The 15,929-nt window shown below is 48.8% G+C and carries 14 protein-coding genes; 13 read left to right on the forward strand and 1 reads right to left on the reverse strand.

Going from position 1 to position 15,929, the window contains the following annotated elements; all coding sequences use genetic code 11:
* Positions 1–171: 171 nt before the first annotated feature.
* The 8 genes from nikA (at position 172) to AC50X8_RS23835 (ending at position 9,485) form a co-directional block, all read left to right on the forward strand.
* Entirely contained in the window at positions 172–1,773 is a 1,602-nt protein-coding gene (gene nikA, locus AC50X8_RS23800) for a nickel ABC transporter substrate-binding protein (protein ID WP_494863892.1), read from the forward strand.
* On the forward strand, positions 1,763–2,719 hold the full coding sequence (gene nikB, locus AC50X8_RS23805; protein WP_494881898.1) for a nickel ABC transporter permease: 957 nt from the start codon (positions 1,763–1,765) through the stop codon (positions 2,717–2,719). The genes nikA and nikB overlap by 11 nt, the downstream gene beginning before the upstream one ends.
* Entirely contained in the window at positions 2,716–3,585 is an 870-nt protein-coding gene (gene nikC, locus AC50X8_RS23810) for a nickel transporter permease (protein WP_056037855.1), read from the forward strand. The genes nikB and nikC overlap by 4 nt, the downstream gene beginning before the upstream one ends.
* A gap of 54 nt (positions 3,586–3,639) precedes the next feature.
* Positions 3,640–4,434, forward strand: coding sequence for an ATP-binding cassette domain-containing protein (locus tag AC50X8_RS23815; RefSeq protein ID WP_494881902.1), 795 nt, complete (start codon positions 3,640–3,642; stop codon positions 4,432–4,434).
* Between the two features lie 38 nt (positions 4,435–4,472).
* Entirely contained in the window at positions 4,473–5,252 is a 780-nt protein-coding gene (locus AC50X8_RS23820; RefSeq protein ID WP_494863891.1) for an ABC transporter ATP-binding protein, read from the forward strand.
* Between the two features lie 807 nt (positions 5,253–6,059).
* Positions 6,060–7,790 carry a biosynthetic-type acetolactate synthase large subunit gene (gene ilvB, locus AC50X8_RS23825; protein ID WP_056037849.1) on the forward strand — a complete coding sequence of 577 codons (1,731 nt, stop codon included), beginning with the start codon at positions 6,060–6,062 and terminating at the stop codon, positions 7,788–7,790.
* Between the two features lie 146 nt (positions 7,791–7,936).
* The gene (locus AC50X8_RS23830; protein WP_494881906.1) at positions 7,937–8,917 is read left to right on the forward strand and encodes a nucleoside hydrolase; all 981 of its coding nucleotides are present in this window, start codon (positions 7,937–7,939) and stop codon (positions 8,915–8,917) included.
* A gap of 55 nt (positions 8,918–8,972) precedes the next feature.
* Positions 8,973–9,485, forward strand: coding sequence for an acyl-CoA thioesterase (locus tag AC50X8_RS23835; RefSeq protein ID WP_046233197.1), 513 nt, complete (start codon positions 8,973–8,975; stop codon positions 9,483–9,485).
* A gap of 426 nt (positions 9,486–9,911) precedes the next feature.
* On the opposite strand, the gene clpP is transcribed toward AC50X8_RS23835, so the two are convergent.
* Positions 9,912–10,496 carry an ATP-dependent Clp endopeptidase proteolytic subunit ClpP gene (clpP, locus tag AC50X8_RS23840; protein ID WP_056037843.1) on the reverse strand — a complete coding sequence of 195 codons (585 nt, stop codon included), beginning with the start codon at positions 10,494–10,496 and terminating at the stop codon, positions 9,912–9,914.
* A gap of 191 nt (positions 10,497–10,687) precedes the next feature.
* On the opposite strand from clpP, the gene AC50X8_RS23845 reads away from it, so the two are divergent.
* From AC50X8_RS23845 to AC50X8_RS23865, 5 genes are all read left to right on the forward strand, one after another.
* Positions 10,688–11,434, forward strand: a complete 747-nt coding sequence (locus tag AC50X8_RS23845; protein WP_056037841.1) for an RNA polymerase sigma factor — start codon at positions 10,688–10,690, stop codon at positions 11,432–11,434.
* A 34-nt stretch (positions 11,435–11,468) separates the two neighbouring features.
* A complete protein-coding gene (locus AC50X8_RS23850) occupies positions 11,469–11,918 on the forward strand; it encodes a GNAT family N-acetyltransferase (protein ID WP_063892601.1) in 450 nt (149 codons plus the stop codon).
* Positions 11,919–12,055: 137 nt separating this feature from the next.
* On the forward strand, positions 12,056–13,303 hold the full coding sequence (locus tag AC50X8_RS23855) for an MFS transporter (RefSeq protein WP_056037838.1): 1,248 nt from the start codon (positions 12,056–12,058) through the stop codon (positions 13,301–13,303).
* Positions 13,304–13,576: 273 nt separating this feature from the next.
* Positions 13,577–14,545 (forward strand): EamA family transporter, encoded by a 969-nt coding sequence (locus AC50X8_RS23860; RefSeq protein ID WP_494881908.1) that lies wholly within the window; start codon positions 13,577–13,579, stop codon positions 14,543–14,545.
* A gap of 118 nt (positions 14,546–14,663) precedes the next feature.
* A complete protein-coding gene (locus AC50X8_RS23865) occupies positions 14,664–15,248 on the forward strand; it encodes a hypothetical protein (RefSeq protein WP_494881910.1) in 585 nt (194 codons plus the stop codon).
* Positions 15,249–15,929 lie beyond the last annotated feature (681 nt).

Below are 15,929 nucleotides of genomic sequence, written 5' to 3' on the forward strand. Positions count from 1 at the left end.
AGTTAATTGCAATCGATTGACACATTAATGAAGGCCATGGTATCATTCCTGATAGTAAATATTACGAATAGATAACGAGCTACAGTGCTCGTTTTTTCTTTGGATGCTAATCGTAATGATTACATATATTTATAGCGAAAGACATGCCCGAAAGGGAGAGGGAGCTTGGTTATGCTGTTATGGAAAGAGAATAAAAGGAATAAACGATTTTTTATGACCATCCTGCTGCTCATTCTGTCCATGGTCATTGCAGGCTGCGGAAAAGCTGCAAATCCATCTTCGGAGACTGGAAATGCTGGTCAAAACACTGCTACTGCGGAAAATAAAGCGGGAAAAAAGCTGACGCTGCTCTACCATTTTAAGAGCGGAAGTTTGGATCCGCATAATGATTATATTGTTTTGAAAGCGGGCGTTGTTGAAACGCTTGTACGCATGGATGATAAGCTGGAGCTTCAGCCGTGGCTAGCATCCAAATGGGAGTCGATAGATGCCTCAACGTGGCGTTTTACAATCCGTGAAGGTGTTACCTTTCATAATGGCGCCAAGCTTGATGCGGCCGCTGTTAAAGCTTCGCTTGAACGCGGCATAGGCGTGAACAAGGCGCTGGACACGACACTTAAGATCGCTTCTATGAAGGCGGAAGGCCAAGAGCTTACCGTTACGACTACGGAGCCTCTGCCAGCTTTTCCATCCGAGCTTGTAAATCCATATAGCGGAATTATCGATGTGGCGGCTGAGCAAGCAATGGGCACCGAAGCGTTCAATAAAGCGCCAGTCGGTACAGGCCCTTTTCAAGTAAAAGGCTTCACGCCGAATATGGAAATAAATCTGGCCCGTTATGACAGCTATTGGGATGGTGCCGCACAGCTTGAAGAAATTACGTTCAAATTTAATGAGGACGGCAATGTACGGGCTCTGGCGCTTCAGGCGAAGGAGGCCGATCTGGCTTTTCAGCTTCCAGCCGAAATGGTCGACGTCATTAAGCAGAATCAGGAGTTGAAAATAGAGTCGCTTGCTGGCTTGCGTGCGCATTTCCTGCTTTTCAATCAACAGCAGCCTGCTTTAAAAGACGTACTGGTCAGACAGGCGCTGGACTTGCTCATTGACCGTGAAAGCATGGCGAAGGACGTCATGCTGGGCAATGCTTCTCCTGCCAATGGTCCATTTAACGCGAGTTTGCCTTTTGGCAGCAAGGAGGCGGTCCAACCGCTCGATACGGAAAAGGCGAAGCAACTACTCGAACAAGCTGGCTATGCACCAGGCAGCAGCGGCAAGCTGGAAAAGGATGGGAACCCACTGACCCTTGAGCTCGTTACTTATAAAGGCCGGCCTGAGCTTCCGCTCATTGCTCAGCTCCTGCAATCCGATGCCGCTAAAATTGGCGTAACGTTAACGATAAAGAACGTTGAAAATGTAGATACGTATTTGCGCGAAAATAACGATTGGGATTTGGCCACCTACAGCAATTTGACAGCACCGCGCGGGGACGGAGGCTTTTTCCTAAACTCGGCGTTTATAGTGGGCGGTTCGCTTAATCCGGCTAATATTAACAGCGACGAACTGAGCGCAATCATTGCACAGCTGAATGCAACGGGTGAGGCAGCGCAGCGCGTAAAGCTTACCCAAGCTGCCGTACAGGTAATTAAAGCGCAGGCTCTGCATTCCTATGCGGTCTATCCAAACGTAATTGTAGGCATGAACAAGAAGGTGACGGGTTGGACGGCAGGACCTGAAGAATATTACTTAGTTACAAACAAGATGGATGTGTCTTAACGTGCTGCAGCTCATAAAAAAACGTTTGATTCAACTGGTATTTGTACTCTTTATTTTATCCTTAGTTATTTTTATTCTGATGAAGCTCGCTCCTGGCGACCCGGTGCTTACATTGCTGCATGCCGATGAAATGTCGATTATACAGTCCGATGAAGCTGCGCTCCGCGAGGAGCTTGGCTTCGACCAGCCCGTGCTTGTGCAATACGGAAAATGGATGCTCGGGCTAATCCAGCTTGATCTTGGCACTTCATATTTAAAAGGCCGTCCGGTGCTGGATGAACTGCTGGATAAGCTGCCGGCGACGATTCAGCTGACAGCTAGCGGCCTTGCAGTCATGGTAGCCATAGCACTCCCGCTCGGCCTAATCGCTTCGCGCTATCCTAACCGCTGGCCGGATCACGTGTCCCGCATACTCGCACTTGTTGGTGCGTCGATTCCGAGCTTTTGGATGGGACTGCTGCTCATTTACTTATTTTCCTTAAAGCTAGGTTGGCTGCCGACAAGCGGCAAGGGCAGCTTCGCACATATGATTTTGCCATCCATTACGCTCGGCTTTGCAATGGCTGCTGTCTATGCAAGGCTGCTGCGCTCTGGGCTGTTGGAAAGCCTGTCCCAGGATTATATTAAAGCAGCAAGGGCACGTGGGCTAGCTGAACGGCGCATATTGATGGGACATGCGCTGCGTGCCGCGCTGCTTCCGGTTATTACGGTGTTCGGCGTCAGCTTCGGAAATTTGCTCGCAGGTTCTGTCGTCATTGAAACGCTATTTGCTTGGCCAGGCCTTGGCAGCTTGGCGCTTGAAGCGATTTTTGAACGGGATTATCCGATTATTCAAGGGTATGTGCTGGCGACGGGGCTATTCGTTGTCATCGTCAATCTGCTAGTTGATCTTAGCTACAGCTTGCTTGATCCGCGAATTCGCTTAGGGAAGGGAGCCGCCTCATGAATGGGAAAATAACCGCTGAGCTTTCACTGCCGCTAAGACGGAGCCAAACAGGCCGGCAAATGCTGCATAACCGTACGATGATGCTGGGCATGGGCTTGCTTGGAATTATCGTGCTGCTTGCGCTGTTCGGACCGATTATTGTGCCGAATGATCCTTTAACTGTGCAAATGGGAGAACGGCTGCTCTCCCCAAGCTGGCAATACCCGCTCGGAACGGATCATCTCGGAAGATGCATCTTCACAAGGCTTGTTATAGGTGCGCAGCTCACATTAGGCATCTCAGCCATTGTCATTGTCACGGTAATCGCGCTTGGTGTACCGCTGGGGCTTATTTCGGGCTATATCGGCGGACGCTTCGATTCGATTATTATGCGGCTTGTAGATGGCATGGGGGCGCTGCCGGAATTTATTTTTGCTATCGCGTTTGCCGGCTTTCTCGGGCCAAGCTTGCCTAATTTGATTTTTGCCATTGTGCTGGTGAAATGGATCGGCTACGCCAGGGTTGTGCGCAGCGTCGCCTTATCTGAGCGCGAGAAGGAATATGTGCTGGCGGCAAAGGTTGCGGGCTGCAGCACGTGGACGATTTTGCGCCGCCACTTGCTGCCGCAAATAATCTCTCCTGTTATCGTGTTGGCGGCACTGGATATTGGGAAAATCATTATGATCATCTCGATGCTCTCCTATCTGGGACTTGGCGCACAGCCGCCAACGCCGGAATGGGGCGCCATGCTCAATGATGGCCGACCTTATTTTCAATCTGCGCCGCAGCTCATGATTTATCCGGGACTTGCCATTATGGCGATCGTCATTGCCTGCAATCTGCTCGGTGAAGGGCTGCGCGAAGCGCTGGATGTCCGCAGTCGCTAATATTGATTCAACGATAGCTAGGGAAAGGAGGCGTATGACCTGATACCGCAATTAATGGAAAAGGAAATGCCAGTGCTGGAGGTTTCACAGCTGCAAATTTTCACACGCCAGGGGAAGCAGCAGCGCCCGCTCGTTCATGGTGTTAGCTTCGTCATCCCTAGAGGCGAGACACTTGCACTCGTAGGGGAAAGCGGCAGCGGCAAAAGTGTAACCGCAAGCGCTGTACTTGGCTTGATGTCTAGCTCACTTGGCATAAGCAGTGGGGAAATTCGGTTTCGCGGCGACAATGTTCTAGAGTGGGCGGATAAGAAGCGGCGAGGTTTGCGTGGACGCGAAATTGGATTTATTTTTCAAAATTATCAGGAGAGCTTTACGCCATTTATTACGGTTGGCAAGCAGATGAATGAAACGCTGCGTTCTCATGAGAAGCTGACAAGGCGGCAGGCGAAGGTGCATGCGCTGGAATGGTTGGAGCAGGTAGGGCTGCCCGCGGAGCGTGTCTACAGCAGCTATCCGTTCCAACTGAGCGGCGGGCAGCTTCAACGGGCTGCCATCGCTGCGGCGATGATGCTTCAGCCTTCGCTGCTTATAGCAGATGAGCCGACAACGGCGCTGGATGTGCTTTCGGGCGAAAAGGTGCTGGATGTGCTGGCCAGTCTTCAGAAGCGGACGGGCTGCGCGGTACTGCTCATTTCACATGATCTGCGGCATGTGGTGAAGCGAGCTTCGACGATAGCCGTCATGAAGGACGGGCATATTGTTGAGCTGGATACAGCAGAGCATATTTTGTATCACTGCCACCACGAGTATACGCAGCAGCTATTGAATGCAAGGCCTTATATAACATAAATGACTTAACGTACGGGAAATCAGGAGGTGAACAGCAGGTGCAGCCTTTGTTGCGTGTAGAGCGTTTATGTAAAACCTTTATGAAATCGAAGGAGCAGGTTTATGCGCTGAAAGAAATTTCGCTGCAAATTGCCAGGGGAGAATGTCTTGGCGTTGTTGGCGAAAGCGGCAGCGGAAAAAGCACATTAGGCAAAGTGATTTTGGCGCTGGAGCGACCGGATAGCGGTGAAGTATGGCTGGATGATGTACCCCTGCTTCAGCTAAAGGGGGCAGCGCTTAGAGAGCAGCGGCAGCATGTGCAGGTCGTATTTCAGGACCCGAACGCCGCGCTTAACAGCAAAATGCCCATTTGGCGTTCGATCATGGAGCCGCTTGATAATTTTCCAAAGGTAATGCCGCCTTTTCTGACGGGAGATCGCTCAGATAGGCTCGGTTTGGCGGCGCAGCTGTTAGAGCTGGTCGGCCTGCCTATGGATCATTTGGCCCGTTATCCGCATGAGCTCAGCGGCGGGCAGCGGCAGCGGGTTGCCATTGCGCGGGGGATCAGCTTGAACCCGAAGCTGCTCGTCTGTGACGAACCAACCTCAAGCCTCGACGTATCCGTTCAGGCGCAAATTTTGCAGCTGCTCAAAAGCTTGAAGCAAACGCTGGGTATGTCCTATTTGTTTATTTCCCATGACATAGCTTCTGTCCAATATATGAGCGATAGAATGATTGTCATGAAGGATGGAGAAATGATTGACGAGTTTGCGAGCTCCGAGTTGACACACCAAGAGCGGCATCTCTACACCAAGCTGTTGGTGGAGGCGGCGAGCTAGCCGTCTTGTCTGAAACAGCATAGAAAACGGGGTAGAGCTACGGAACAAAAATAGGCTTTTTTGCTGGTTATCAAATTTGTCAGAAAATTATAATTTGAAACATTTTAGAAACTGTGCTATTATCAAAACCATCTTAAAAAGCTAGGAAGAGAAAACATACGAAAGCGATTATGTTCAGAGAGCAGAGGGAGTGCTGAGACCTTTGCCGTAATCCTTGTATGCCGTCGTCTCGGAGCTTTTGATGGAAAGCGGAGCTTGTGTTCACAAGGGCTACCGTGAGTAGACTCAAACGGAATGGCACTCGTTATCGTGCTGCAGGTAAGGCATTGCCTTATCTCATGAGGCTGAAATCGCAAGATTCCAGTGAATCAGGGTGGCACCACGAAAACTTTCCCCTTTCGTCCCTAAGCATGGCAGAAGTTTGCTATCGCTTGCGGATGAGAGGGGTTTTTCTATTTCCGAAAATAGGAAAAGCGAGGAAGAGAAAACATGCATTAGCGATTATGTTCAGAGAGCAGGGGGAGTGCTGAGACCTTTGCCATAATTCTTGTATGTCGTCATCTCGGAGCTTTTGATGGAAAGCGGAGCCTGTGTGCGCTGGGCCCCGTAAGTAGACTCAAACGGAATGGCACACGTTACTGTGCGGCAGGTAGGGCATGGCCCTATCTCATGAGACTGAAATCGCAGGATTTCAGTGAATCAGGGTGGTACCACGAAATGATTGCCCCTTTCGTCCCTTAAGCATGGCAGAAGTTTGCCGTCGCTTGCGGATGAGAGGGGCTATTTATATTTTAAGGAGGCAGTCACATGGTTAAATCAACTATACTTACGAGCGAATTACAGCAGCAGGATCAGAGATGGGTAACCGGATCGGAAATGCTATTAAGCGGCTTGCTGATGGAAGGGGTAGATTGTGTATTTGGCTACCCGGGCGGAAATGTCCTGTATATTTATGATGCAATGGTTCATAATCGGGCTTTCAAGCATATTTTGACCCGGCACGAGCAAGGGGCTATTCATGCGGCTGACGGCTATGCGAGGTCAACTGGGAAAGTGGGCGTTTGCATCGCAACCTCTGGTCCAGGCGCGACGAATCTAGTGACCGGCATTGCGACTGCTTATTATGATTCTGTGCCATTAGTTATTATTACGGGCAATGTCTCAACAGCGGTTATGGGTACGGACGCCTTTCAGGAAGCCGATATCGTTAGCATGACGATGTCAATAACGAAGCATAGTTATCTGGTTCGTGACGCACAGGAGCTTCCGCGCATTATCCATGAAGCGTTTCATATCGCAAGCACGGGGCGGAAAGGTCCGGTTTTAATCGACATCCCAAAAGATGTATCAAATCAGAAAATGCCGGCTAAGCCTGCTAGCCCTATTCATATACGCGGTTATCACGGCAATCCGATTCCGAATCATGCGGAGATAGATCGATTAATCGAGGCGATTGCCCAAGCTCAAAAACCCGTTATTATAGCGGGTGGTGGCGTCGTTTATTCAAATGCTTCCGATGAGCTTATCGCATTTGCGAACAAAACCAATATTCCAGTTGCCACGACCTTGCTTGGTTTGGGGGGGTTCCCAAGTGCACATGATTTATGGCTGGGTATGCCAGGCCATCATGGCGCGTATGCGGCGAATATGGCTATCCAAAACGCTGACCTCATCCTTTCAATAGGTTCACGATTTGATGACCGGGTGACGATGAAGCTCGATGGCTTCGCTCCGCAAGCAAAATGGATTGCCCATATCGATATCGATCCAGCTGAAATTGGCAAAAATATTAAAACGGATATTGCATGCATCGGAGATATAAAGGCTGTGCTGCAATATGCCAATTCGCTCGCGGTAAGCTCGCAATCGAGCAGTTGGATTGCTGAAGTGCAGCAAAATAAAAGGCTGTATCCATTGAGGTACAAGGATTCCGATACGGAGCTTAAACCACAATTTGTTATTGAAATGATTCATGAGACGACCCAAGGAAATGCGATTATTACGACGGACGTGGGGCAGCATCAAATGTGGTCCGCGCAATTTTATAAATTCAAGCATCCCCGCTCGCTCATTACCTCCGGAGGCCTAGGTACAATGGGCTTTGGCTTCCCCGCTGCTATCGGTGCTCAAATCGGAAACCCAGACCGACTGGTTGTCTCCATAAACGGTGACGGGGGCATGCAAATGTGTGCGCAAGAGATGGCGATATGTGCGATCAACCAGATTCCCGTTAAAATCGTCGTTATTAACAATCAAGTGCTTGGCATGGTTAAGCAGCAGCAGGAGCTCATGTACGAAAGGCGCTATAGCCAGATCGATCTTGCCGGCAGCCCTGATTTCGTTAAGCTTGCTGCAGCGTATGGCATTAAGGGGCTAAGAGCAAGCACTAAAGAAGAGGCCATTCGCGTCTGGGAGGAGGCACTGCACACACCAGGACCTGTGCTTGTTGAGTTTGTCGTGCCGACCGAAGAGAATGTATATCCGATGGTTTTAGCCGGAACGACATTGGATCAGATGATTATGGGAGATTTTGAATAATAAAGCGGCTGAGCAGCCATTTATTTTATGTGGTTAAATAAATACTGTCGTTTTGTGCAGATAGGCTTTGTCAGTGTCAGCTTTCATCGTTTACAATGAGGAGGAATGAAGCGGGTGCCGAGCCTGAGCATGGCTGCTTCGACACAATGAGTAAGGGGAGACTTGCGATGAGCGACAGAAAAAGAATTTTACTCGATGTAGACACTGGGGTCGATGATGCCATCGCGATCTTATACGCGCTGCTTTCTCCTGAAATTAAGGTGGAGGGCATTACGACAGGGTACGGAAATACGACGGTGGAGCAAGCTACAGATAATACGCTAAGAGTCGTGCAGCTTGCCAATTGCGGCTACGAGGTGCCAGTTGCAGCAGGGGCGGTAGCGCCTACCGTAAGGCCTTCGCGTGGTACGGATGCGCATATTCATGGGCATAATGGTATTGGGGATGCTGTACTGCCGCCTTCCTCCCAACAGCCGCTGAAGGAAAATGCGGTCGATTTCATCATTCGCAAAGCTGCGGAAAATCCAGGAGAGCTCACTCTGGTGACGACGGGCAGGATGACGAATTTGGCGCTTGCGCTGGAAAAAGCGCCCGAGCTTGCGGGGCAGCTGAAACAGGTGGTGACGATGGGCGGGACGCTGTTTGCACCCGGCAATGTCACGCCAGTTGCAGAAGCTAACATCTATGCCGATCCTGAAGCGGCAGCGGCTGTTTTTGCATCGAATGTTCCACTCACGATTGTCGGGCTGGATGTAACTGTTCCCACAAGGCTTACTGGAGCTGATCTGGAGAAGCTTGTCCGCTACGCGCCGGAACATAAGCAAGCTATCATCCGCTTTTTGAATGAATCGCTGGGCGTTTATTTTGAGTTTTACCGGAAGGTGAACTATTTCATTGAGGAATGTCCAATGCATGATGCGCTTGCTGTTCTTGTAGCGCTTAATCCGTCGCTCGTTACGACACAAAAATTTAATGCCGTCGTTGATTGCAGCAGCGGGCTGACAGCGGGTATGATTGTAACAGACAGAAGACCACGTCCATCTGTGGGCAGAAGTGTGGAATTTTGCGTTGAGGTGGATTCGGCCAGAGCGATTCGCCAAATGATGTCGGTATTCTGGAGCGAATAAAGCAAGAGAATGAAAGATAAGTTAAGTGTACGTAATTAAGGGAGGATTTTGGCAGATGGAGCAGCGTTTTTCGCGGGAATCTAGATGTTATAAAACAGCAAGGGTGTTTCCAACCGATGTGAACAATCATAATACGCTGTTTGGCGGAAAACTGATGGCCTATATCGATGATATTGCCTCCATTGCGGCAACGAAGCATTGCCGCCGTTCCGTCGTTACCGCTTCGACGGATTCGGTCGATTTTCTATACCCCATCCGCCCAACGGATTCCGTATGTCTAGAAGCGTTCGTTACTTGGACGGGCCGTTCTTCCATCGAAGTGTTCGTTAAAGTGGTGAAAGAGGATTTGCTGCGCGGAGAGCGAGAAGTGGCGGCGACGTCCTTTCTGACGTTCGTTGCCCTTGATTCGGACAGGCGTCCGGTAGCTGTGCCAGCGGTCGTTCCCGAAACGGAAGAGGAGCTTAAGCTGTTTGAGACAGCAGAGCAGCGGGCGGAAATGCGCCGTACCCGCCGCGAGCAGAGTAAACGCTTTGCTGAATTTTTGACGGTTAAGCATCCTTGGGACTGAGTGTGAATGATAGCTGTCAGAGTGTAATAGATCGTGCTTGCGGTGGTTCGTATTGCTGCTGCGATTAAGGTCGTAAGGACAGGACGTACTGAATGCATGTGTATACAAACAAGGCGAGGCCTGTACATATGCCTAAAACGATATAAACTGCTTTTTTGCCGCTCACATGGACACCAACTTTCATCAATTCTTTCTATATTATAAAGCAGATGAGAGTGAATGTCATGGCGACGCAATGGCAGAACCGTTAAATAGAATCAGAATAGCAGCAACGCCCCTTCGAGCCGATAAGCCGAAAGGGGCGTTGCTGTCTATTGCCGTTTACGCTTGACGTATAGGGTAAGAATATGAATGTTCTCATCCTTTCTCTATACGTTTCGCCAAAACGATGGCGTCTCATAGAAAGGACGCCGTCAGGCGTTTTTCTTATAAGGTCGTAATGACGCGATCCACGATGCCGTATTGAACAGCCTCCTCTGCGGAGAGGAAATAATCGCGGTCCATGTCCAGCTGGATTTTCTCCAGCGGCTGGCCGGTTCGCGTGGCGGCGATCTGGTTGAGATGCTCCCTAATGCGAATAATCCGATTGGCAGAAATCGCAATATCGCTTGCTTGGCCTTGGACGCCGCCATGCGGCTGGTGGATCATTACCTCGCTGTTGGGCAGGGCAAAGCGCTTGCCTTCAGCACCCGCAAGCAGTAAAATAGCGGCGAAGGATGCTGCAAGCCCTACACATATCGTACTGACATCCGGCTTAATATATTGGATCGTGTCATAGATGGCGAAGCCCGCTGAAGTAGAGCCACCCGGACTATTAATATAGATGCTGATGTCTTTCGACGGGTCTTCCTCCGCGAGAAACAGCAGCTGGGCAACGATGCTGTTCGCGAGTTGGTCGTCAATGGCTGAGCCGAGAAAGATGATGCGATCTTTCAGCAGTCGTGAATAAATATCATAGGATCTTTCGCCGCGCGCGCTTTGCTCCACTACGTAAGGCACATAATTGGTCATAGGTTTACCTCCATTTATTCCGTTTGATGTTTGCTTTCACTTAGTAAACGATTATCGGGGGCCAAAAGGATATGCAGCGCTGCAAGCTTTTTTTTGCTCATCCGCGTATCTTATTAGGGGCTTCATTCGTTTATAAAATAAACGGTTCTGCCGCGTCTTCGCCCGGAATCTGGTAAAGAGGAGCGTGTCCCATGCATTTGAAAAATAAAGCCGCCTTACCGAACGAATATACCGGTCAGCAGCTGGTATCGCTGCGCAAGTACAGCATCTCGCTGACAGGCTCAAGCTGGGATGCCGATGATTTGGCGCAGGAATCGTGGCTGAAAGCGAGCCCCGTTGTAGATGCCGCCAGCCATCAGAATCCCGAAGCGCTGCTGCGGCGCATTGCCAAAAATAGCTGGATTGACCAAAGCCGCAGAAAAGCGGTCTGGCAAAAAATAAGCGGAGAAATGCTGCATTTGCATCAGCAGGGAAACGCAATAAATAATCAAGATGCTAGCGAGCTTGAGATTGTTTTTCATGTGCTGGTGAAGCATATGACAGCTGCGCAAAGGGCTGTTTTTATGCTGCGGGACGTATACGGATGCTCAAGCATCGAAGCTGCGGAAATATTGGGGATGACGGATGGGGCGGTAAAAGCGGCGCTTCACCGTGCCAGGCAAGCGCTTATAGCTGTGCGCCAGCAGCTGCTTCAGGATGGGCTGCCCCAGCCGCAGGAGGAGCATATGAAAACCTATGTACGGGCGCTGGCCTCCGCCTATTTGTTAGGCAATATGAAGACAGTTGCCGCTTTAATGCAGCTTAGCGAAAATGATCCAGAGCTGGCCATCCATATGGCCCAGCATGAGCTGGGGCGCCTTTCATCACGGCGCCAGACGGTTCCAGCAGAAGCGAGGAATATGGAGCTGGAATATGCTTTTATACACAATGCAGCCTAATCGTTTATGGGATAGCAGAGGAGGAAAATCAACTATGTTCATACGTTCATATGAGCAGCAGGATGTGGAGGCAGTTATCGAGCTCATGGCCGATCTGGGCTACCCAACGAATAAAGAAGCGCTCAGCGCCCGTATGGAAAAAATAGCTTCCATTCCGTCTTATTATACGTTTGTTGCGGTGCGAGATGGGCAAGCGGTCGGGATGATTGGCTGCCGTGACATTTTCTATTATGAGGAGGATGGCATGGTCGTCCAAATCAGCCTGCTTGTAACAAAGCAATCGGAGCAAGGGAGCGGAATCGGCACTGCGCTCGTTGCATATACAGAGCAATGGGCGAGGGAAAGGGGCGCAAGTGCGCTCTATTTAACGAGCGGAATTAAAGAATCGCGCAAGAAGGCTCATGCTTTTTATGAAGCCCGTGGCTTTGATATTACGGGCTATCGGTTTGTGAAAAAGCTAACTATGCATGAATTAGGTAATTAATTACTGATAATTAGCGAGTGCAGTCCAGTGTCTAACAAGCGATCCAAGTCATGCCACTTTCATTGACAGTAATAGTTGTCTGAAATATAATTGTTTAAGACAACTATATTGCTTTTGCATCAATGAGGGGGAACGGCATGCTGTCTCAAGAACAACGCCCGCGCTTATGGACTACTGCATTTATTACGCTTACCGTGTGCTCTTTTTTAGTTTTCTTTAATTTGCAGCTTCTTCTATCTCCGCTTACGGCTTATACGAAAAGCACTTTTATGGCAAGCGACGTATCGGTCAGCCTCGTGACGAGCGTGTTTGCTGTTTCTGCGATTTTGACGCGCTTTATGACGGCATTTGTGATGAAAAGAATGCCGCGATCGGCCATTTTGTACACAGGCATTGTGCTTGCGGCCCTATTTACCGCCCTATATATCGCGGCAGATTCCGTAGGCTCCTTGCTTATCATGCGTGTATTTTATGGCATTGGCTTTGGCATAGCCAGTACGATTATACCAACGCTCGTATCGCAAATTATTCCCGCTGGAAGAATCGGCGAAGGAATTGGCTATTTTGGCTTATCCACCAGCATTGCGATGTCCATTGGTCCAATGATAGGACTTAATATTTTGAAGCAATTCGGATTCGAGGCGTTAAGCATAACGGGAACGGCAGCTATACTGCTGATTATCCCGATTCTTTTGGTTTTTCGTCCGCTTCCGCCAGAGCCTCCGCGCCTTAATCAGGAAGAGCGGAAACGGGCTGCCGCGAGCAAGCCGCCTTTTAATTTCCAGCTCGTGTTTCCAGCGCTATTAAATATACTGCTGTCGATTACATACAGCGGAATATTAAGCTTTATCGCCTTGTACGGAGAAAAGCTTGCGATCAATCAAATCGGTTTGTTTTTCTTGTTTAATGCGGTGACGATTATTATTGTTCGTCCGATTTCTGGCAAACTGTTTGACAGCAAAGGGCATGCCGCGGTACTTATTCCTGGTGCATTATGTGTCATTGCAAGCTTGACGGTGCTATCGTTTACAACTTCCATTTCGCTGCTGATCGTATCGGCCCTGCTGTATGGTCTAGGATTCGGTGCTGTCCAGCCAACGATTCAAGCTTGGATGCTGCGCAGCTCAAGTCCGGAGCAGCATGGAGCTGTGAACAGCATGTTCTACAATGCAACCGATCTTGGCGTAGCTACAGGTGCTATTTTGTTAGGCGCTATTGCCTCAGCAACGAGCTATGAAACGATGTATCGCTGCGCTGCTGGCGTCATGATTATCTTTTTGCTCGTATACATGATCATTAGCATGACGGCGGCTGCAAAAAATAAAAAGCGGGGCTGGAGCAAGCCGGAAGCGGTCTCCCAAAACATTTCAATGAAAAACAATTGACACGACCTTACTTGTCATGTAACATGTAAAATGAATTACGATCTAACATCAGATGACAGCAGGGCATCAAACCATATATTTTTTCGTATAACCTCGTAAGCCGTATTCAGCTGCAGCTGGATATAAGAACAGGTCGGGGGTATCTACAGGAAGCCTTTACTTCCTAACTACGATAACAAGGATCAAGCTGTATTGGTCGTTGCTATGTGGTTAGGATTTTTTGTGTTGTCTGGGCACGTTTAGAGAGACAATCAAGGAGGTTTAAAGGCACAAATGAAGTATTTATTAACGGTTTTATTCGGTGCGATTAGTTACGGTGTGTTATCTACAATCGTAGTCCTGGCATATGGTCAAGGCTACCAATTAGGTGAAGTAGTTGGAACGCAGCTGCTGACGGGATTTATTTTGGCCTGGATGCTGGCTTTTTATACAAAATGGCGGGAACAGCGCAAAGCCCGTACAGCCCCAAACACAGTTTCTTCAATTACTCGAGCGGCAGAGGCTGCCAAAACGCTTGCCTCTAAGCTGACGTGGAAAAGCAGAGTGTTGCTGATGCTTTCGGGTATGCCCACAGCTATAACAGGCTTGTTGTATTATCATTCGCTTCGTTATATTCCAGCCTCGCTGGCGATTATATTATTATTTCAATTCACATGGATCAGCGTATTGATTCAAGCTTTCAGCAAGCGCCAACGTCCTAAAGGCATTATGATGCTGGCATTGATCGTATTATTCGGAGGCACGCTTCTCGCTGCCGGCATTATGGAGGATGGCGCAGCCCAGTTCAACTGGATCGGCATTATTTTCGGCTTATTGTCCGCCGTGAGCTATTCCTTGTTTATTTTGTTTAGCGGCAAAGCGGTGCCAGCCGTGCACCCGGCTTACCGCAGTGCGTGGATGATTACTGGCGGATTGCTGCTCGTGTTTATTTTATTCCCGCCAATGTTCCTGTTTAATGGTTTGATATGGGGACAGCTGCTCGTATTCGGTTTCCTGCTAGGGCTGTTCGGGGCGTTTATCCCGCCTGTCCTGTTCGCAATCGGAGTGCCGCATATTGGTGAAGGCATGGCTGGCGTATTAGGCGCAGCCGAGCTTCCTGTAGCTGTCACGATGTCGGCAATTATATTGAATGAGCATGTGAGCATGCTGCAATGGCTGGGCGTCGCCGTCGTGCTGGCGGGCATTTTGCTGCCGGAGCTGAAACGCTTTAAAGGGCGTTCACAGCGCACAATGGCTGCTTAACTAGCGCTTGCTTTCTTGTTAAAAAGATGCAGCTTTTCACAGGGCATAACTTCTTTATCATCAACCTTTGAAACATTTAGTTGAATTTTCCGTCTGTAGTATAAAGGCGGTGTAAGCTTTGAAAAAATGGCTCATTTTGTCGCTGCTGCTATTGTGGCTGCTCCCATCACAGGTGTCCGCGCTATCTTGCGCACAAATGAGAACACCAGCTGAGGCTTATGAGTGGTATGACGGCATTGTGATTGCGAAAGTAAATGAACAGTCTAAGTCTATATTCTCCGATGACAACCAAATTGTTCTAACCGTAAGCAAGAGTTATAAGGGAATTGAAGCGCGCACCATTTCGGCGTCGGAAAACCCGACCTGGGGAGCTTTAAATGGTCCGAGTGAAGAGGGCGTGGAGTATCTCTTTTTTCTAAAAGAGAAGGACGGGAAGTGGGAGCATCCGCTATGCGCGCCTTCCGTGACAACGCCAGTCAGCAAGGAAATGGCGGCTTTTCTGAAGGACAAGGAATTAGATCTTAAAGCTCAAGAATCGGCAGCTAAACAGCTGACTTCGCCTATATCCGAGAGGAATGTGGAGAGTAGTCAGAATCTAGAAAGCAGCTCATCAAGCAGGATTGGGATGGGTATCGCATTATTGGTGCTGGTTATTTTGGTAGGAGTGATCGTTTATCGTCGCTACGGCAGGCGGAACAAGTAATTGATCGCAATGCGATACTGCCATAATGAAGGAGAGAGCCTGAGCAATCAGGCTTTTTCTGTTTTTTAGAATTTTCTACTACTGCATTGTGCAGTAAAGTTTTTGGCTAGCAAGTGTAGTCGACATTTGCTAGCCAAAACGCTGCATTTTTCACTTGCGAAAATCATGCGGCTGCGCTCCTAAGGCCAAGGAGGAACGCTATTAAGTCCCTTTACTTGATCAGAATTCCCGATACATCAGTATTTATCTATAAATGAACACTCTGACTTTAATTGAAAAATAAGTAACGAAAAGCCGGGGATGAAGATCCCCGGCTTTTCGTTGTAGTCTTTTTAGTACATGCAGTTTGGTGAGGGCAGGCTGGGCTAAGTTATCGAGTTGGTACTGTAAGGGATTCCCTTCTGGAATCGGAGAACAGGCATTTTGTAGAGATATCAAAATAATCCTTATTTACAATTTATTTTTATTTAAATAAAATTTTACATTTTGATAAAGAGGAGTTTGGCTTTCGGTATAGAAAAGGTAATATAATCCAGCGATTCGAGTTTCTTCTCCATGATGTGCATTTTTTGTCGGGTACCTTTGTAGAGTCCTCCGCACTTATGTCTGAAACAATGCAGGAAATTTTTCGCAAGCCAATAGAGATTGAATAAATATGTCAAAGGAAAGAAGGGTTATTCC

Source organism: Paenibacillus sp. JT22N15 (genome assembly GCF_059383755.1).